Raw genomic sequence first — 18,472 nt, forward strand, 5'->3', positions numbered from 1 at the left:
CGCGGGGGCGTTCCAGCCCCAGACATTCAGGCTTTTTCCGCTCGCAGGCATTGATGATAGTCAACGGCCCGCGCGGCGCATGGCCTGCACGGGCTTCGCCCGCTTAATTCATCAGTCACTGACGCTAGGTTCACCATGGCTCAATACGTCTTCACCATGCATCGGCTGGGAAAAGTTGTTCCGCCGAAGCGGGAAATCCTGAAAAACATTTCGCTGTCCTTCTTCCCTGGCGCCAAGATCGGCGTGCTCGGCCTCAACGGTTCGGGTAAGTCCACGCTGCTGAAAATCATGGCCGGCGTCGACACCGAGTTCGAAGGCGAAGCCCGCCCGATGCCCGAACTGAACATCGGCTACCTGCCGCAAGAGCCGATCCTGGACCCGACCAAGACTGTGCGTGAAGTGGTCGAAGAAGCGGTGGCCGTGATCAAGAACGCCCAGGCCCGCCTGGACGAGGTGTACGCCGCCTACGCCGAAGAAGATGCCGACTTCGACAAGCTTGCCGCCGAACAGGCCAAGCTCGAAGCCATCCTGCAGGCTGGCGACGGCCACAACCTGGAGCGCCAGCTGGAAGTCGCCGCCGACGCGCTGCGTTTGCCTGCGTGGGATGCCAAGGTCGAATTCCTCTCCGGCGGTGAAAAACGCCGTGTGGCCCTGTGCCGCCTGCTGCTGTCGGCTCCCGACATGCTGCTGCTCGACGAACCGACCAACCACTTGGACGCCGATTCCGTCGCCTGGCTGGAGCACTTCCTGCACGACTTCCCGGGCACCGTGGTAGCGATCACGCACGACCGTTACTTCCTCGACAACGTCGCCGGCTGGATCCTCGAGCTCGACCGTGGCGCCGGTATCCCTTACGAGGGCAACTACTCCGGTTGGCTGGAAGCCAAGTCCGACCGTCTGGCCGCCGAATCCAAGCAGCAATCGGCCCACGAAAAAGCCATGAAGGAAGAACTGGAGTGGGTGCGCAAAGGCGCCAAGGCCCGCCAGTCCAAATCCAAGGCCCGTCTGCAACGCTTTGAAGAAATGCAGTCGCAGGAATTCCAGAAGCGCAGCGAAACCAACGAGATCTACATCCCGGCCGGCCCGCGCCTGGGTGACAAGGTCATCGAATTCAAGAACGTCTGCAAAGGCTATGGCGACCGCGTGCTGATCGACAACCTGTCGTTCTCCATGCCAAAAGGCGCGATCGTCGGCGTTATCGGGGGTAACGGTGCGGGTAAATCCACACTGTTCCGCATGCTGATGGGCAAGGAAACCCCGGATTCGGGCAGCATCGAAATCGGTGAAACCGTGCAGCTGGCCTGTGTGGACCAGAGCCGCGAAGACCTCGACGGCAGCAAAACGGTATTCCAGCAAGTCTCCGAGGGTTCGGACCAGATCCGCATCGGCAACTATGAAATCCCGTCGCGCACTTATGTCGGCCGTTTCAACTTCAAGGGCGGCGATCAACAGAAGTTCGTCAAGGACCTGTCCGGTGGTGAGCGCGGTCGCTTGCACCTGGCCCTCACCTTGAAAGAAGGCGGCAACGTGTTGCTGCTCGACGAACCGTCCAACGACCTCGACGTTGAAACCCTGCGTTCCCTGGAAGAAGCCCTGCTGGACTTCCCGGGCGCCGCCATTGTGATCTCTCACGATCGGTGGTTCCTGGACCGCGTTGCGACGCACATCCTGGCCTACGAAGATGACTCCCAGGCGGTGTTCTTCGAAGGTAACTACACCGAGTACGAAGCGGACCGTAAAAAGCGTTTGGGCGATGCTGCTGCCCAGCCGCACCGTGTACGGCACAAAAAACTGGCCTGAGTTGGGCTGGTTTGAAAGAGCGGAGCCTTCGGGCTCCGCTTTTTTTTGCGTGGGTTTCAGGAAGACCGCGGTGGATTCATCGCAGGCAAGCCAGCTCCCACCTTCGACCGCATTACAAATTGGAAACCCGATCAAATGTGGGAGCTGGCTGGCCTGCGATAGCGTTTTACCTGTTGGTGCATTTGCTGATTTTAAATCCCCTTAATGGTGCATAAAATCACAGTAATTTATATATAAAGCACCATTTAAATTCACAAAGGCGACATTTTGCGCTTTTCAGGTGCAGCATGAATTGCTAAGGTCCGGCTCAATCTCATTTAAAAACAATCAATTTGCCGAGACTTCTCCATGATCGAATCTGTCGAATCCTTCCTTTCGCGCCTCAAGAAACGCGACCCCGACCAGCCGGAGTTCCACCAGGCCGTAGAAGAAGTCCTGCGCAGCCTGTGGCCGTTTCTTGAGGCCAACCCTCACTACCTGACGTCGGGCATTCTGGAGCGCATCTGCGAGCCGGAACGCGCGATCACCTTTCGGGTGTCGTGGGTGGATGATCACGGCAAGGTTCAGGTCAATCGCGGGTTCCGCATCCAGATGAACAGCGCCATCGGCCCCTACAAAGGCGGCCTGCGCTTTCACCCGTCGGTGAACCTGGGCGTGCTCAAATTCCTCGCCTTCGAACAAACCTTCAAAAACTCCCTGACCTCGCTGCCCATGGGCGGCGGCAAAGGCGGCTCGGATTTCGACCCCAAGGGCAAGAGCGACGCCGAAGTGATGCGCTTCTGCCAGGCATTCATGAGTGAGCTGTACCGCCACATCGGCGCGGACGTGGACGTGCCGGCCGGCGATATCGGCGTGGGCGCGCGTGAAATCGGCTTCCTGTTTGGCCAGTACAAACGCCTGAGCAACCAGTTCACCTCAGTACTGACCGGCAAAGGCATGGCCTACGGCGGCAGCCTGATCCGCCCTGAAGCCACCGGCTTTGGCTGCGTGTACTTCGCTGAAGAAATGCTCAAGCGCAACGGCCAGCGGGTTGAGGGCAAGCGCGTGGCGGTCTCCGGCTCGGGTAATGTCGCGCAATATGCTGCGCGCAAAGTCATGGACCTGGGCGGCAAGGTGGTTTCCCTGTCCGACTCCGAAGGCACCTTGTACGCCGAAAGCGGTTTAACCGAGGAGCAATGGTCGGCGCTGTTGGAGCTGAAAAACGTGCAGCGCGGGCGCATCAGTGAATTGGCTTCTCGTTACGGGCTGGAATTTCGCGCCGGTAAAACGCTATGGGAACTGGCCTGCGACATCGCCTTGCCCTGCGCGACCCAGAACGAACTCGACGCCGACGCCGCCCGCACGCTGCTGCGCAACGGCTGTATCTGCGTGGCCGAAGGCGCCAACATGCCGACCACGTTGGAGGCTGTGGATATCTTTATCGAGGCGGGCATTCTGTTCGCGCCGGGCAAAGCCTCCAACGCCGGTGGCGTGGCCGTGAGTGGCCTGGAAATGTCGCAGAACGCCATGCGCCTGCTGTGGACCGCAGGCGAAGTCGACAGCAAGCTGCACAACATCATGCAGTCGATCCACCACGCCTGCGTGCACTACGGCGAAGAAAACGGCCGGGTCAACTACGTGAAGGGCGCGAACATCGCGGGTTTTGTGAAAGTCGCCGATGCGATGCTGGCCCAAGGCATCGTCTAAACCTCGGGCTCGACGCGCAGCACCTCGATCAACTGATCGCCGACGGGGCGCTTCCACAGCACCTCGTCGCCGACTTGCGCACCCAGCAATGCGCGGCCCAGCGGTGAGCCCCAGTTGATCAGGTTGGCGTGGGCGTCGGCCTGGTCTTCGCCGACCAGTTGAATGCGTTGCTGCTCGTCCTGCTCGTTGGCAAAAGTCACCCAGCTGCCGATCTGTACCTTGTCGGTGGACGTGGCCGGTGCTACCACTTGGGCGCTTTGCACGCGCTGGTTGAAGTAGCGCAAATCGCGCTCAAGGTCCGCCAGGCGTTGTTTATCCTCCTTGGCGGATTCGAGGCTGTATTCCTGCTGCAACTGTGCAACCTTGGCCTGCAACTGCGCCAACCCTTGCGCGGTGAGACGATTGGGCTGCTCACTCACCAGGCGCTCCACCGGCTGGTCGGCCTGGGCGGCGGCGTTGTCTTCATTTACAAAAGCTCGGCTCATGACGTTCTCCTTCCATGAAGGTTGGGCCATCTTCACCGCGCGATCGTTCCCACGCTCTGCGTGGGCATGCAGCCCTGGACGCTCGGCGTCCGCTTTTCAGAAAAGCGACCTATTGCGTGCGATAGGCGCGGGCGGCGTCGCGATCCTTCTCCTGCTGCCAGGCGCGTTCACGGTCATCCCAGTGGTTGTCCTTGTAGTCGCGCAACTCTTCGTTCTCGCGCATGGCCTTGCACTGGCGAAAGCCGTCTTCCCAGCCTTCGGCGTATTCACGGTCCTTCAGATAACGCGGTACGTTCTTGCGAAATTCCCCGCTGATCACACCAGCCGCCTGGCGACCACTGCTGCAACCGTCATCAAAGCCATCGGCGAAAGCCGGTGGATAACCCTTGGCAATTAAATCCTGATGGGTGGACTGGCAACCCGACAACCACACTACCGCACACAGCATTACCGCAGACCGCCACATGGCGTACTCCCTGGCCGCTTTACGGCTGATAGGGGAAGTCTAGTCAGGGATTTGTCGGGGAGGCGTGAAAGGGCGGTGAGAAAAGTGTTGAGTTAAAGGGTTAGCGCTCGTTCCCGCGCTTTGCATGGGAATGCAGCCCAGGACGCTCTGCGTCCGCTTTGAAGTCGTGACGCGGAGCGTCACAGGATGCATGCCCACGCGGAGCGTGGGAACGATCTATTAAAGGGCCATTAACGACGATTCCCTTTAACTTGCAGGACGTTTCCTAGAGAATCGCTGGCCTATTGTGCCTTAGGGTTTGGGGCACTAGTCTCCTGGCTCCGCTGTGAAAACAGCGGCCGGGTTTAGCGACCCGAACCATCGAGACTCATCCTCTTTACACACTTGGCAGGCGGTTTTTATACCTGTCGATATCGTGTTATGGCGGCTGTGCGCGGGAGATCTTCGGATCTGCCGGGTGTCTAGGTGACCGGTTCGCTAACCTGCGTACAGCTGCCACCCTTTCATGTTTAGCGACGTGCTCTGGTGGTCCTTTATCTCACTTAGCAGGTACACCATGTCTAAAGTCGTCCCCGATCCACCCCTGTCCTCAATCACCACCCTCGGCGTCGTCACCTTTGGCGACTACGGCGAAAACCAAAAGCCGCTGTTCCGCATCAATGCCGGCATGCCCATCGAGCAAGCCCTGGAACACGCCTCCACCCTGCTTTTTTACTCAAAGAAACTCGCTATGGAAGCCGCCATGGACGTGCGCGGCGAGCAATACGCCTGGGCCGCGCATTACCTGTGTGAAATGGGCAAAGCCGTCGTCGACGACCTGACCCAAGCGATGACCCCTACCACTTAGCGGCTGAGCCTGCTCATGTGGCGAGCAGGCTTTTCCTGCGTTGGGCTGCGAAGCGGCCCCAATAAAAGGAGGAGTGCGGTGTATCTGGCACTCTTCGGTTGACTACTTTGGGGCTGCTGCGCAGCCCAACGCAGGACAAGCCTGCTCGCCACAGGGTTGTCGATAGTTTCAGTTAAAGCTGTGCGGCCTTCAATCGTAATAGCCCACTGTTTTTTTCAGTTGATCTGCGTACTCGTAAATCTCGTCTATTGACGAAATCGCGTGTCGGGTCTCATTTTTATCTTCGTCAAATATCCCGATGTACTTCTGGCTGCGATTAAAGTGAAGGCGGCAAATAGGTTTGCGATTGTTGTCGTCCAGCAGTATCCCAAAATAGCTTTGGGTATCTCGTTGAACAATGCGCTTTGCATCGACTACGGATCGAACCAGAGCGCGAACGATGTGATAACCCTCCAGCTCTTCAAGCGTTGTCAGAATCTTGTCTTCTGACTCGTCCCTATCCTGCGTATCTGCATTCGCGCTGTTTGCGGCGGGGAGTGATGCCATTGTCGGTTGGATCGCGCCACTCATTGCAGACTTCAGCCGATCGTTGATCTGATCGTTCAAAAATTGGGCTAACGCTTTTCGTGTCAGTTCGAAAAATTGCTCGCGCACTTTCTGTGTGATTACACCTTCGTAGACACGCGAAGCGAAGAATTTCACGAAATCATCTTCTGGCTTGCTAACTTGAGCTCCGATGAGTTTTTTGAGTTGGCTGACGTATTTCAACTCCCCGGCTGCATTGATGATCGAGTCAACATCGAAAGCCGACTTGGTGAGCTTGATCAACTCAGGTACGGCGTACTCATCAATGTCCAGTAGGTCGAGCTCTAGAAATGGCTTTTCGTCCATTTTATTAGGGGCGTCCAAGTCAGTAAAAAACCTATAGACCTGGCCGTTGGTGAGAATTGAGATTCTTGCGCTCGTAACGTGAAAATACCGAAAAAGCTGTGAGGCATGGTTGATGCTCAATGACTCACCGATTTTTTTGCATTCGATGAGTATTTGGACTTCACCTTCTTTCATGATTGCGTAGTCGATTTTTTCACCTTTCTTCGTCCCTACATCACAGACAAATTCTGGCGTCACTTCCTGTGGATCAAATACGTCGTAGCCCAATACGGTGTTGATGAAAGGCATTACGAAAGCATTTTTTGTCGCTTCTTCTGTTTGAATGGCAGGGCCTTGTAACCGAACTTTCGCTGCCAGACTGGTTAGCTTTTCAAAGAAATCCATGGTGAGCCTCTTACCTATTCAGATCCGTGTATAGATGGGGTGGCAATTTGATTGCCATCCGATACTAGTCACAAAACCCCACAAAGAGAATGAAGTAAGAGCCAGTTTTGCTCGACTGAAAAAAGCTAAAAAACCGTCTGAAATTTCCTGTCTATTTATCAATAGGTTAGAAGCAGGCTACGATTTTGTGTGTGTTGATGATGGTTTTTCCAGGCTAGTTAGAACGGCATGTTCAGCCAGTTCCTGCTGGATAAACGCCGCAATCATTGCGCGATACACCTGCTCAGTGACCTCAGGGTTGGCGCCCACCGCTTCGGATAACCCCCGCACCTTGGCAATCACCTGTTCGACCCGTTGCGGCGCCTTGACGCCATCGGCGTCTTTCTTAAAGCGCGCAGCCTGGGAAACGTAGTGGCCGCGCTCGGCCAGCAGGGTGACGATTTGTTGGTCGAGGCGGTCGATGTTTTCGCGGACTTGTTCAAGGGTGGTGCAGTTAACAGCCATGTTGAGGGAGCTCCTGATTGGGATGTGCGCGCAGAACTCAAGTCAGGCGCAAAAAAGTGTGGGAGCTGGCTTGCCTGCGATGGCGGTATGTCAGCTAAAAATCAGTGGCTGACACTCCGCCATCGCAGGCAAGCCAGCTCCCACATTTTGATCATCGCCAAGCTTTGGTTAGTAGTGATACCACTTCACTTCAAGCATCACTTCATTCACCGGCGTGGAAAGGTGGCTGTACTCGCGCTGGGCGCTCAAGCGCAGGCCCAGGTTGCGCGACAGTTCCCACTGCTGGTTCAGGCTGATGCTGCGCCGCACTTCGCCATTGGTGAAGAAATCACCTTTGGCTTCCAGGCTCAGATTCCCCAACGGGTTCTTCCACAGCACGCCCGTGTTGAACCCGGCAGCCGGGGAGATGGCTTCGCTGAAGTCGTTGTTATGCTCCACACGCACCGTGCCGAGGGCAAAACCCAGCATGTCGTCGGTGAGTTGCCAGGTGCCGCCGGCGCCGCCGTTGACGTGGGCAACCAGGGTTTCGTCGTCGTGTTTGCCTGGCACGCGCTCCAGACCGCCGGTCACTTGCCAGGACCACGGTTGCAACAGCGCGTTGCGCGGGGTCAGGGAGCGGATGGTGGCCAGGTCGAGTTGCTGCAGCTGCCAGTGGTTGCCTTCGTACTGGCGCAGTTTCATTTGCAGGATTTCGATCTGCGCGCCCAGCGGGAAGCCTTCGGCGTTGTCGTTGAGGTCGTGGTAGGCCATGCGCAGGCCGTATTCGCCAAAGGTTTTGCTGCCTCGGGTGCCGATGCCGGCCTGCCAGGTGCGCGATTCGTGGCCGTCTTCGGGCAGGCCGGGGCGTTCGATTTTAAGGTCTGGCGCCGGATTCTGGTTGATCGCACGCAGCAGTTCGAAGCTGCGTTGCGAGCGTTCGGTGTCGCGCTCCAGGCCATTGGCGCGGTAGCGGCCGAGGCGATAGGCGGCGTCGATAATCAGCGCCTGACGTTCGCGAGGCAGGGTTTTGAAGGCCGGTTCCTGCAACTGCTTCTGGTCATCGCTGATTTTCAGCACCCATTGCTGCTCGTCGCCGTCCAGTGGCTTGGCGCGTTCCAGCAACTCGCGTTCACGGGACGGGCGGTAGTCGATCTTCTCCACCAGACCCGCTTCTTTGACGGCCTTGACGGTGTCGGTGGGGATCGCCGTGAGCGGGAATTGCTCGGTCAGGCGCAGGCTCGGGCGCGCCACTTGCAGCAGCTCCAGCAAGCGATAGGAGCAGTTTTCATCTAAGAAGAAGTAGTCGAACTGGATCTGCTTGAGTTCCCACACGTGCTCGACCATGCGCTTGGTCTCGACTTCGGTGAGGTTCAGGCGGTATTCCCACAGGTCGCGGTTCTCGAGGCTGCGGTACTCCGAGAGTTTTTCCTGGTACGGCACCAGTGCGAACAGGCCGGGGTAGCCGCCCATCAGGCCTTTCCAGGCGTAGAGGATGCTGTTGTCGGAGCCTTCGATATAGGCGCCGAAGTTGATCGCGTAGCTGAGCAGCGCGGTGTTGTTGCTCTGCACGTCAGCCTGGTCGATACGCAGCAGGGTGTGGCCGAACATCGACGACGGACTGTTGAGGTAGGCCGCCGGGAAGATCATCACCGCGCTGTGGGGCGCGACGTCCTTGAACCATTGGGTGAATTCCTTGCACTCCAGCGCGGGCAAATCGGTCAGGTTCAACTGACTCTTGAGCCAGCGGGTACGTGCGGGGTAAACGCATTGGGCGTGCTTTTCGCCGAGGCTGGCCGGGGCGTACAGCGCCTCCACGGTGGCCTGCAGTTCCTGGTCCGGGTGGTGGGCGCCATCGGGGGCGAGGAAGAACTTTTTGTCGCTGACATAGCTGCGCCAGCCTTTGAGCTTGCCGGCTTCGTAATGGCCCAAAGACAGCCAGAACGGATCATTAGCCAGTTGCTGCAAACGTTGATCATCAATATGCGGCGCCGCGTACAGCGGGGCGCAGGCGAAGAGTGCCAGCCAGGCAAAGCGTTTGAGCATAAGGGCAACTTAAGTCGGAAGTAGTGAGACCCAAAGAGGAGGCGGGCCCAAAATAAAGCCAGAAATAAAACCCGCGCCTCGAAAGGCGCGGGCCAGTCGAGCTTAAGCCTGGGTGGCGTATTTGGCCAGGCGGGTATCGCTTTTCAGTACAGCCAGGGTGTTGTTGTGCACGTCGTCGGCGGTCACGTCAGCTTTGCTGAAGATCTGCTGGAAGTGCTCGTGGGTCACGGCCGCGAAGTGCTCGCGATCTTCCGGTGCAACGCCCAGTACCACCGCGTAGGTGGTCAGCGCTTCGCCGTTGCCTTTGGCCATGTCTTCGGACAGCTCGTTCATCATGCCATTCATGGCAATCCAGGACTTGCCGCCGTAGGTCAGGGCGCTGTTGGTGCTGCAACCGTTGGTGCCCGAGGTCATGCCGAAGGTGGCGTTACCCGAGGTGCCGTTGGTGGTGGAAGCGAGGAAGTGAGCCGGAGTACCGCGCTGGCCTTCGAACAGCATGTTGCCCCAACCGCAGTTCGGGCCACCTGGCGATTCAGCCATTGCATTGAGGGAGACAACGGTGAAGAGAGTACCAAGAAGGATCCGTTTCATAGCTTTGTTCTCTTTGTGTGCAAACCAATGGACAAGGGTTCAGGCGCGTCGCAGCGCCCTAGGGGCCAGTTATTAGTCCAACCCGCGCAGTTTGGAGTTTAGGCACGATCCCAGGGTTCCGTGATTTTTTATAAAACAATCGGTGTGGTTGTCGAGCGCTGCAGCGATTTTTTTGTAAGACGCATGCCCTGTCTATGCTTTCCCACAGCCTCGCCTTGCCAGAGCGCGTCAGCGAGAGCCAGAATGCCGACATCTGCCCCGCCTGATGTAAGGAAGCCCGATGCCTGATCCTGTTGCTGCCAGCTTGCGTCTAGCGCCCGAAGCGCTGACTCGCCCTTTCTCCGCTGAACAGTTCAGCTTCTCGACCACCAATGATTTGGAGCCCTTTCGCGGTGTGCTTGGCCAGGAACGCGCAGTAGAAGCGTTGCAGTTCGGTGTGGCGATGCCACGCCCTGGTTACAACGTGTTTGTCATGGGCGAGCCCGGTACCGGCCGCTTTTCGTTCGTCAAACGCTACCTGAAAGCCGAAGGCAAACGCCTGCAGACCCCGGCGGACTGGGTCTACGTCAACAATTTTGATGAGCCGCGCGAACCGCGTGCCCTGGAATTGCCGGGCGGCGCTGCGGCGGCGTTCATCGCCGATATCAACGGCTTGGTCGACAACCTTGTCGCCACGTTCCCGGCCGTGTTCGAACACCCGACCTATCAACAGCGCAAAAGCGCCATCGACCGCGCCTTCAACCAGCGTTACGACAAGGCCTTGGACGTGATCGAGCGTTTGGCGCTGGAAAAAGACGTGGCGCTGTACCGCGACAGCTCCAACATCGCTTTCACGCCGATGCTCGACGGCAAGGCGCTGGACGAGGCCGAGTTCTCGCAACTGCCGGAAGTCGATCGCGAGCGCTTCCACACGGATATTTCCGAGCTGGAAGAGCGCCTCAACGAAGAACTGGCCAGCCTGCCGCAGTGGAAACGTGAGTCCAACAACCAACTGCGCCAATTCAACGAAGAAACCATCACCCTGGCTCTACAGCCGTTGCTGGCGCCTTTGTCGGAAAAATACGCAGAAAACGCAGGCGTTTGCGGTTACCTGCAAGCCATGCAGGTCTACCTGTTGAAAACCGTGGTCGAGCAATTGGTCGACGACGCCAAGACCGACGCCCAGGCGCGCAAGCTGCTTGAAGAGCAATATTGCCCAAGCCTGGTGGTGGGCCACTCGGTCAACGGCGGCGCGCCGGTGGTGTTTGAGCCGCACCCGACCTACGACAACCTGTTCGGCCGTATCGAATACAGCACCGACCAGGGCGCGCTCTACACCACCTATCGCCAGTTGCGCCCAGGTGCGTTGCACCGTGCCAATGGCGGTTTCCTGATCCTGGAAGCCGAAAAAATGCTCAGCGAGCCGTTTGTGTGGGACGCGCTCAAGCGTTCCTTGCAGTCGCGCAAGCTGAAGATGGAATCACCGCTGGGTGAACTGGGCCGCTTGGCCACCGTGACCCTCAACCCGCAGATGATCCCGTTGCAGGTCAAGGTCATCATCATTGGCTCGCGCCAGCTGTACTACGCGTTGCAGGACGCCGACCCGGACTTCCAGGAGATGTTCCGCGTGCTGGTGGACTTCGACGAAGACATCCCGATGGTCGACGAAAGCCTGGAACAGTTCGCCCAGTTGCTCAAAACCCGCACCTCGGAAGAGGGCATGGCGCCGCTGACTTCGGACGCAGTGGCGCGGCTGGCCACTTACAGCGCGCGGTTGGCAGAGCATCAGGGCCGTTTGTCGGCGCGCATTGGCGACTTGTTCCAACTGGTCAGCGAGGCGGACTTTATCCGCCACCTGGCGGGTGACGAGATGACCGATGCCGGCCATATCGAACGTGCGCTCAAGGCCAAGGCCACGCGCACCGGGCGGGTATCGGCGCGGATTCTCGACGACATGCTCGCCGGGGTCATCCTGATCGACACCGCCGGTGCGGCGGTGGGCAAGTGCAACGGGCTGACGGTGCTGGAAGTCGGTGATTCGGCGTTCGGCGTACCGGCGCGGATTTCCGCCACGGTGTACCCCGGCGGCAGCGGCATTGTCGACATCGAGCGCGAAGTTAACCTTGGCCAGCCGATCCACTCCAAGGGCGTGATGATCCTCACCGGTTACCTGGGCAGTCGTTATGCCCAGGAATTCCCGCTGGCGATCTCGGCGAGTATCGCGCTGGAGCAGTCCTACGGTTACGTGGACGGCGACAGTGCGTCGCTCGGCGAGGCATGCACCTTGATTTCGGCCTTGTCGAAAACGCCGCTCAAGCAGTGCTTTGCCATCACCGGCTCGATCAACCAGTTCGGTGAAGTGCAGGCGGTGGGCGGGGTCAACGAGAAGATCGAAGGCTTCTTCCGCCTGTGTGAAGCCCGCGGCTTGACCGGCGAGCAGGGCGCGATCATCCCGCAGGCCAACGTGGCCACGCTGATGCTCGATGAGAAGGTACTGCAAGCCGTGCGCGACGGGCAGTTCCATATCTACGCCGTGCGCCAGGCCGACGAGGCGCTGAGCCTGTTGGTGGGCGAGCCTGCCGGTGAGCCGGACGAAGAAGGGCAATTCCCCGAAGGCACGGTGAATGCGCGCGTGGTTGAGCGGTTGCGTGCGATTGCCGAGATGATCAGCGAGGATGATTTGAAGGAGGCCGAGAAGGAACTGGCGCAGCAGGCGTTGGCGCAAACCCAGCCAACCTGATCTTTCGCCGGAACACGGTTAATGTGGGAGCTGGCTTGCCTGCGATAGCGGTGGGTCAGCCAGCAGAAGTGTCGGCTTTGAGTCTGTCATCGCAGGCAAGCCAGCTCCCACATGGATCGGCGGTGTTTCGTCATAAATTTGACTCCCATTGCAGGGACCAACGCCCGTTGGTCCCTACAACCTTGGTTTGCACCGGTTTTCTTCTATTCTCACTTCAAGGGATATCCACAGGAGTCGCAGGACAGAGACAGCCTCGCCGCGTGATTGGGGCTGAACACCGATCTACCGAGGGTCGCCGCCATGCCGCGCAGCCTTTGCCTTACCCGCCAATGCCTGGGCCTGGTCACCCGTATCGAATGTTCCATTCGCCCGCTCGCCGGGGAAAACGGGATGTGGACCTTGTTGTTTGCCGCCGGCATGACCGGCGAGCAGCCGTCCACCGTCAAGTCCCAAGGCCCGTTCCATGGGCCTTTTGTGGCAGAAACCATTCTGGAGTCGATTGTGCAAAGCCTGACCCTGCACGGCTATGCGCTGGCCGATGACCCGCAGATCTGGTGCCTGCACCTGCAGGCCCATCTGCGACAACTCAACGGCGGGCGCTCGCACCTAGTCAGCGATACCCACCACTGATCGTTCCCACGCTCCGCGTGGGAATGCCGCCCCGGACGCTCCGCGTCCCGCAGCCAGCGCAGGTTCAAGCCGTGGGCAGGTGACGCGGAGCGTCACGGGATGCTTTCCCACGCGGAGCGTGGGAACGATCGATTGCCTGACGTTGCGTGGCTTTGCGCTGGCTGATGCCCCGTATATTTGCGACAACAACGGCGGGCGAGGGCGATTGGTGCTGTGATGATCGTTCCCACGCTCCGCGTGGGAATGCCGCACCGGACGCTCCGCGTCCCGCAGCCAGCGCAGGTTCAAGCCGTGGGCAGGTGACGCGGAGCGACACGGGATGCATTCCCACGCGGAGCGTGGGGACGATCGGCGGGGTTATTTGCTCTCGGGCTTATCCAGCTTGACCTCAAAACCGTATTGCACGGTGTTCAGTTCGGTGCGCTGGTAGCTTTCCAGGCTGGTGGGCTGGCCGTAGAAGTAATGCACATCAAACAGCGCCGTGCCGTACTCCTCGGCGCGGTGGCTCACGCCGAGGATTTCCTTAAGGTACTTGCCGCTGGCGTCCTTGGCGTAGAAGCGCCAGCTGTCGGCGGGGAATTCCTTTTGGTCGACGATCAGCGCGTTGTCCTTGAGCGACAGGCCTTTAGGCAGCTTGCTCGCATCCAGGGTATTTTTCTCGATGGTGGCCAAAAACAGCGGCACCGAGCCCACCACAAAGGCCGGGTTTTCCGGGAACAGGTTGAGGTCGTAAGTGAGAGTGCCGCTGCCGGCGTTCAGCTCGAAAGCTTCGGTGGGCAGTTCAATCGGCTCGCCGCGCTCGCCTTTATCGTCCGCCGTGAAGAAGGTGATGGGCGCGTCGCTGTTGTTGCGATCAGCGCCGACCAGGTCGTCATTGAACGTAAACGGGTGGTCAAACACGATTTTCGCGGCGCTGGCGTCTTCGGTTGACTGGGTGATAGTCACGCTTTTTTTCAGTTGGTCCTCGGTCATGGCGGCATCTTTAAGCCAACTGGCGGCGCTGTCGTCGTACACGGTGACGGGCATCGGCAGCGCTTGCACGCTGCTTTGCAGGCTGTTCTTGTCAAAGCGCTGCACCGGCAGGTCCAGGTCTTTGCGGGTGAGGGTGGCGGTGGAGAAGTCCAGGACATCGACCTGCAACGTGTCGATCACGCCATTGAAATACACCTTGGCGTAGTGGCTGCTCTGTTTGTGCTCGAAGGCTTTTTGCTCGTCGGTAAGTTGCTTCTCAAAGTCATCCGACCAGGCCTTCTGCTTTTGCATCTCGGCCAATTGTTTCTCGTAGAACGCCACTTGCGCGGCATTTTCGTTGATCGAGCCCGAGCGGGTCAGGTACTGCCCGGTGCTGTCGCGTGCCTGCACCAGCAAAGGGTTGGGCGACTCGTCACCGACTTCCGGCGCCAGCGGAGCGCTGTTGGTCAGTTCAATCTCGGCGTAGTTCTTCTCCAGCAACAGCAGGTTGAGGGTGACAGTGCCCTCGGTGCGTTTGTGGCCCACGTCTTTTTTCGACAGGTCGAAGGTCAGCACCTTGCCCGGTGCAACCACTTCAACCGAGCCTTTGAGGCTGACGGGTTGCGGCTGGCTCTTGTTGTCGGTCTCGATGCCTTCGATAAACGGGTAGGTGACGGTCAGGTCATCGGGGTTGGTGAGGTTGGAGCTGCTGGGACTCAACTGGATACCCGGGTCGGTTTCCGACCATTCCGGCTGGAAGGGGATGACCTTATTGTTGCTCAAGGTCACCGACTGCCATTCCAGGCCGTGGGGGAAGGGGAACTGGTCGGGGCTGTTGAAACTGAACGGGAACACTGGCTGCAGATCGGTCAGGTAGTCGGAGTGCGAGGCTTTGCGCAGCACGAACAGGCCGTTGATGTAGGTGTCGACCAGGGCCTGGGGCGTGGGGTAGTGCGTGAGCAGGGCCAGGGTGTCTTCGCCGTATTCGGCTTCGACAGGCTTGTTGGCGAGCTTGACGCGCGCCCGTTCCAGCAACAGCAGGGAGCCGCCGAGGTCGGCGATGGCGTCTCTGAGCTTGGGGTCTTGAATGCTGTCCAGCGACTGTTCGAACTTCGCGGTTTTCTCTTCGAGGGTGGCCTGCTTCTGCTCTTCTTTCGGGGAGCAGCCGCCAGCCATCAGCAACACCGCACACAGGCCAAGGGTGGCCAAAGGGGATCGCACATCCGTCATCTGAATCTTCCTGTCCGACATCATCAAGCCGAGTGAGAGGACTCGACACTAGCAGAAAAATTCTCTTACAGATGCCGTACAGATCAGTTTTCTCGTGGTTCCAGCTGTTTGGAGGCGGCTGGTATACTCGCGGCCATTTTTAGCTTGGCTGTGTGAGATCTGATGGAACGCTTTATCGAAAATACGATGTACGCCTCGCGCTGGCTGCTGGCCCCGATCTACCTGGGGCTTTCGTTGGGCCTGCTGATCCTGGCGCTGAAATTCTTCCAGGAAATCATTCACGTCCTGCCCAACATCTTCACCATGTTGGAATCGGAAGTGATCCTGTTGCTGCTGTCGTTGATCGACATGGCCCTGGTCGGCGGTTTGCTGGTGATGGTGATGATTTCCGGCTACGAGAACTTCGTCTCGCAGCTGGATATCGATGAGAACAAAGAGAAGCTCAACTGGCTGGGCACCATGGACTCTTCCTCGCTGAAGATGAAAGTGGCGGCCTCCATCGTGGCGATTTCGTCCATCCACCTGCTGCGGATCTTCATGGATGCCAAGAACATCGATCCGCAGCATTTGATGTGGTACGTGATCATCCACATGACGTTCGTGATCTCCGCGTTCGCCATGGGTTATCTGGACAAGCTCACCAAGCACTGATGTGCAGCGCCGGCCTTACTGCTCGACGAAATAGTAAGGCTGGCGGTTGATCGCCATTTCCTTGATCACCGTTACTTTCTCGCTCAGCTGCTCGGTGCGGTCCAGCAGCGCCACGTTGCCGGGTTTTGCTGTGAGGTAACTGCGCAGCTCTGCTTCGGTTTGCAGGATCGGCAAGTAGGCCTGCAGGTAGAACACGCTGGCCCCGGCGATGCGTTCGTTGGGCTGGAACAGCACTACGTCTTTGCCTTGTGCCTGGTAGGCCTGTACCTGGCTGATCACCGGCACAAACGACTGGCGCACGTCGGCTTTGGGGGCAAACCAGAAGGCCGCCGCCAGGTAGCAGGCAATCGCCAGGGTGAAAACCCCGCCGATCACCCTGCGGTGGTAGCGATAAATCGACGGTTTATTGGCTTTAAGCCACTCCAGTAACACACCCGCATATTCGGCTGCCAGTACGGCGGCAGCGGGCGTGAGTGCCATCAGGTAAACCACACGCTTGCTCGACGCCAGGGTCAGCAGCGTGAACTGCGCCACCAGCCACACGCTGAAAAACAGGCGATAGCGGTTACGCACCAGGCTTTTGCGAAAGTGCCACAGGCCCAGGTACACCAGGATGTTCCACGGCAGGAAAGCCTCGGGCAGCTTGGCGATGTAGTAATAGAACGGCTCGTAATGCCCGGCTTCGACGAAGGAGCCGCTGAAGCGCCCGACGCTGTTGGTCCACAGCACTTCCGCCACCGACTGCATACCGCCGCGCTGGAACAGGAAGCCCAGCCAGATCAATAGCGGCACCAGCGCCAGCAAGGTGAACAGCGCCGGCTTGAGCCAGTCGGCCAAGCGCAGGCGTTTGTCCATCAGGCTGGTGCTGAGCAAATACACAAAAATCACAATGCCCGGCATCGCCAGACCCAGCACGCCTTTGCTCAAGGTGGCGATGACCATGCCGACGGTAAACATCGCCCAGGCCCAACCGCTTGAGCCTTCGCGATCAGTCCGCACGGCCTGGTAGAACCCCAGCAGCGCGGTGGTCACGCCGAGGCTGAGCAACGAGTCCTCGCCCACGCCGCGCACATTGCCCCAGTAACTGGCCATGGTCGCCAGGATCAGCGCGGCGCAGAACGCCAGGGTTTGCGGCCGCCCGAACTTGCGCAGCATCGCGTAAAACAGCATCACACTGAACAACCCGGCAAACGCCGACGCCAGGCGCACGGCCCAGGTGGTGCCGCCAAACAGGCGAATGGCGCCGGCATCCAGCCACAGGCTCAGGGGTGGCTTTTCCAGAAAGGGCTCGCGGAACAGGCGCGGGATCACCCAGTCATTGTCCAGGTGCATGGCCATGGCGATCCCGGCGACGCGGGCTTCGGTGGAGCCTTGCAGCTCATGGCTGCCAAGGGCGAAGAAGAACAACAGACCAGCGAGAAGAAAGAGCAGCAGAGGAGCGGGACGCGTCATGGTTCTGGCTACCGAAGCAGGGGACCGCTCGGGGGAGCGGCCATGTTAATCGGTCAGTATAGGTAGCCGTTTCTTAACATTTCGTGAACGAATGTGGGGTTTTTGTAAGGCTCGCTCAGCCCCGTATTCAGGGCAGTTTCAAGCTGGGCAAAGCCGCTTTGCCTTGCGCGGTGAGTACCGGCTCCAATTGCGCCCAGGTGAAGCTCAAGTCATTGTCGCAGCCGTCGCCCGTGGCACGTGTGGCGAGTTGCAAGCCTTGGGTGTTGAAGCTCAGGTCGAAGCTGTCGTAGCTGGTGATGGCCGGGCAGCCCTCGTCGGTGGTGGTTTGTTTGGCCAGCCAGGCGCTGAACCTGGCTGGCAACTTCACGTGCCCGGAGTAGATGTCATACCCTTGTTGTTGGCCGCCGAGCCAGGTCCACGGGTCAACACGTTCGCCGGTTTGCAGGTTCCAGGAGTGCAGCCCCCAACTGATGCCCCCCGCGCCAGTGCCCGCCGCCCAGCGATAAAACTTTACCGTGATGAATTGCGACGACCAATACACAGGCTCGACGTCGATTTCGCTGGTGTAGCCCGAGCCGTTTCGCCCGAGGTACTCACGGCGCTCCTGGAAGTAGTCCGCCTGCGCCTCATCGCTGACAGCCATGGCAGCGAGTTGCTGGTTGATCTTCTGAATCGCCGGGCTGTCGCCCTCGAGCTTGATCGTGACCTGTGCGCCTTGGGCCTTGAGCAGATACGCGTGGTTTTCGAAGCTTTTTTTCTCGGTCTTCACCGGCAGCGGCGCGGCTTCCATGGGCGCGTTGTAGGCATCGCTGCCGCAGCCGTCGGTGCTGATGCGTTTCAAAGCCAGTGGCAGCGATTTGGCGTCTTTGGTTTTGCTCCAGGCGCCCGCGAGCGTATCGCCCTGGGGTTTGTCCAGCTTCCACAGCCCGGTATTGCCGGCTTCCACCCACGGCGCGTTGTCGCTGGCCTGGGTCAGTTGGATCGGCGTGAGAATGCGCTGGTAGTAGTAACTGCCCTGCTCGCCGTCGGCGCCGTTGAAACAGGCGGTGATGGCGGATTTGCCCAGCGTGCCTTGCCATACGCCCGCAAGGTCGGCGGCGTTGGCGAGCAAGGGCGTGAAGGCGAGGGCGATGACGGCGAGGGGCTTGAGCACGGGTATCTGA

At 59.1% G+C, this 18,472-nt stretch carries 15 protein-coding genes; 6 read left to right on the forward strand and 9 right to left on the reverse strand.

All coding sequences use genetic code 11. From position 1 onward, the window contains the following. Nucleotides 1-135: 135 nt before the first annotated feature. Together ettA and gdhA are read left to right on the forward strand one after the other, a co-directional pair. Nucleotides 136-1,800, forward strand: a complete 1,665-nt coding sequence (gene ettA, locus ASE80_RS06725) for an energy-dependent translational throttle protein EttA (protein WP_056858231.1) — start codon at nucleotides 136-138, stop codon at nucleotides 1,798-1,800. Between the two features lie 348 nt (nucleotides 1,801-2,148). Continuing rightward, on the forward strand, nucleotides 2,149-3,486 hold the full coding sequence (gdhA, locus tag ASE80_RS06730; RefSeq protein ID WP_056858232.1) for an NADP-specific glutamate dehydrogenase: 1,338 nt from the start codon (nucleotides 2,149-2,151) through the stop codon (nucleotides 3,484-3,486). Here the strand turns inward: gdhA and ASE80_RS06735 are convergent. Together ASE80_RS06735 and ASE80_RS06740 are read right to left on the reverse strand one after the other, a co-directional pair. Then, complete coding sequence (locus tag ASE80_RS06735) at nucleotides 3,483-3,971, reverse strand: GreA/GreB family elongation factor (protein WP_056858233.1); 489 nt, start codon at nucleotides 3,969-3,971, stop codon at nucleotides 3,483-3,485. The genes gdhA and ASE80_RS06735 overlap by 4 nt on opposite strands. A 109-nt stretch (nucleotides 3,972-4,080) precedes the next feature. Continuing rightward, the gene (locus ASE80_RS06740; RefSeq protein ID WP_056858234.1) at nucleotides 4,081-4,437 is read right to left on the reverse strand and encodes a hypothetical protein; all 357 of its coding nucleotides are present in this window, start codon (nucleotides 4,435-4,437) and stop codon (nucleotides 4,081-4,083) included. A 556-nt stretch (nucleotides 4,438-4,993) separates the two neighbouring features. Here ASE80_RS06740 and ASE80_RS06745 point away from each other — a divergent pair. After that, nucleotides 4,994-5,284 (forward strand): DUF3077 domain-containing protein, encoded by a 291-nt coding sequence (locus ASE80_RS06745; protein ID WP_056858235.1) that lies wholly within the window; start codon nucleotides 4,994-4,996, stop codon nucleotides 5,282-5,284. A 189-nt stretch (nucleotides 5,285-5,473) separates the two neighbouring features. Here ASE80_RS06745 and ASE80_RS06750 read toward each other — a convergent pair whose 3' ends face one another. From ASE80_RS06750 to ASE80_RS06765, 4 genes are all read right to left on the reverse strand, one after another. Continuing rightward, the gene (locus ASE80_RS06750) at nucleotides 5,474-6,559 is read right to left on the reverse strand and encodes a type I restriction endonuclease (protein ID WP_056858236.1); all 1,086 of its coding nucleotides are present in this window, start codon (nucleotides 6,557-6,559) and stop codon (nucleotides 5,474-5,476) included. Nucleotides 6,560-6,736: 177 nt separating this feature from the next. Next, complete coding sequence (locus ASE80_RS06755; protein WP_056858237.1) at nucleotides 6,737-7,063, reverse strand: chorismate mutase; 327 nt, start codon at nucleotides 7,061-7,063, stop codon at nucleotides 6,737-6,739. A gap of 168 nt (nucleotides 7,064-7,231) precedes the next feature. Then, nucleotides 7,232-9,085, reverse strand: a complete 1,854-nt coding sequence (locus ASE80_RS06760; protein WP_056858238.1) for an Lnb N-terminal periplasmic domain-containing protein — start codon at nucleotides 9,083-9,085, stop codon at nucleotides 7,232-7,234. A gap of 102 nt (nucleotides 9,086-9,187) precedes the next feature. Then, nucleotides 9,188-9,676, reverse strand: coding sequence for a DUF3015 domain-containing protein (locus ASE80_RS06765; protein ID WP_017139294.1), 489 nt, complete (start codon nucleotides 9,674-9,676; stop codon nucleotides 9,188-9,190). Nucleotides 9,677-9,956: 280 nt separating this feature from the next. Here ASE80_RS06765 and ASE80_RS06770 point away from each other — a divergent pair, with 280 nt between their 5' ends. Both ASE80_RS06770 and ASE80_RS06775 read left to right on the forward strand, forming a co-directional pair. Next, nucleotides 9,957-12,395 (forward strand): Lon protease family protein, encoded by a 2,439-nt coding sequence (locus ASE80_RS06770; RefSeq protein WP_056858239.1) that lies wholly within the window; start codon nucleotides 9,957-9,959, stop codon nucleotides 12,393-12,395. A gap of 300 nt (nucleotides 12,396-12,695) precedes the next feature. After that, entirely contained in the window at nucleotides 12,696-13,025 is a 330-nt protein-coding gene (locus ASE80_RS06775) for a PA4575 family protein (RefSeq protein WP_056858240.1), read from the forward strand. A 357-nt stretch (nucleotides 13,026-13,382) separates the two neighbouring features. On the opposite strand, the gene ASE80_RS06780 is transcribed toward ASE80_RS06775, so the two are convergent. Beyond that, nucleotides 13,383-15,206 (reverse strand): hypothetical protein, encoded by a 1,824-nt coding sequence (locus ASE80_RS06780; protein ID WP_056858241.1) that lies wholly within the window; start codon nucleotides 15,204-15,206, stop codon nucleotides 13,383-13,385. Nucleotides 15,207-15,368: 162 nt separating this feature from the next. On the opposite strand from ASE80_RS06780, the gene ASE80_RS06785 reads away from it, so the two are divergent. After that, complete coding sequence (locus tag ASE80_RS06785; RefSeq protein ID WP_056858242.1) at nucleotides 15,369-15,857, forward strand: TIGR00645 family protein; 489 nt, start codon at nucleotides 15,369-15,371, stop codon at nucleotides 15,855-15,857. Between the two features lie 15 nt (nucleotides 15,858-15,872). Here ASE80_RS06785 and ASE80_RS06790 read toward each other — a convergent pair whose 3' ends face one another. Next, nucleotides 15,873-17,309, reverse strand: coding sequence for an ArnT family glycosyltransferase (locus tag ASE80_RS06790; protein ID WP_056858243.1), 1,437 nt, complete (start codon nucleotides 17,307-17,309; stop codon nucleotides 15,873-15,875). 127 nt (nucleotides 17,310-17,436) lie between these two features. Further along, entirely contained in the window at nucleotides 17,437-18,462 is a 1,026-nt protein-coding gene (locus ASE80_RS06795; RefSeq protein WP_056858244.1) for a hypothetical protein, read from the reverse strand. Between the last annotated feature and the right edge of the window lie 10 nt (nucleotides 18,463-18,472).

It is taken from the genome of Pseudomonas sp. Leaf15 (assembly GCF_001421425.1).
Classification (GTDB): domain Bacteria; phylum Pseudomonadota; class Gammaproteobacteria; order Pseudomonadales; family Pseudomonadaceae; genus Aquipseudomonas; species Aquipseudomonas salomonii.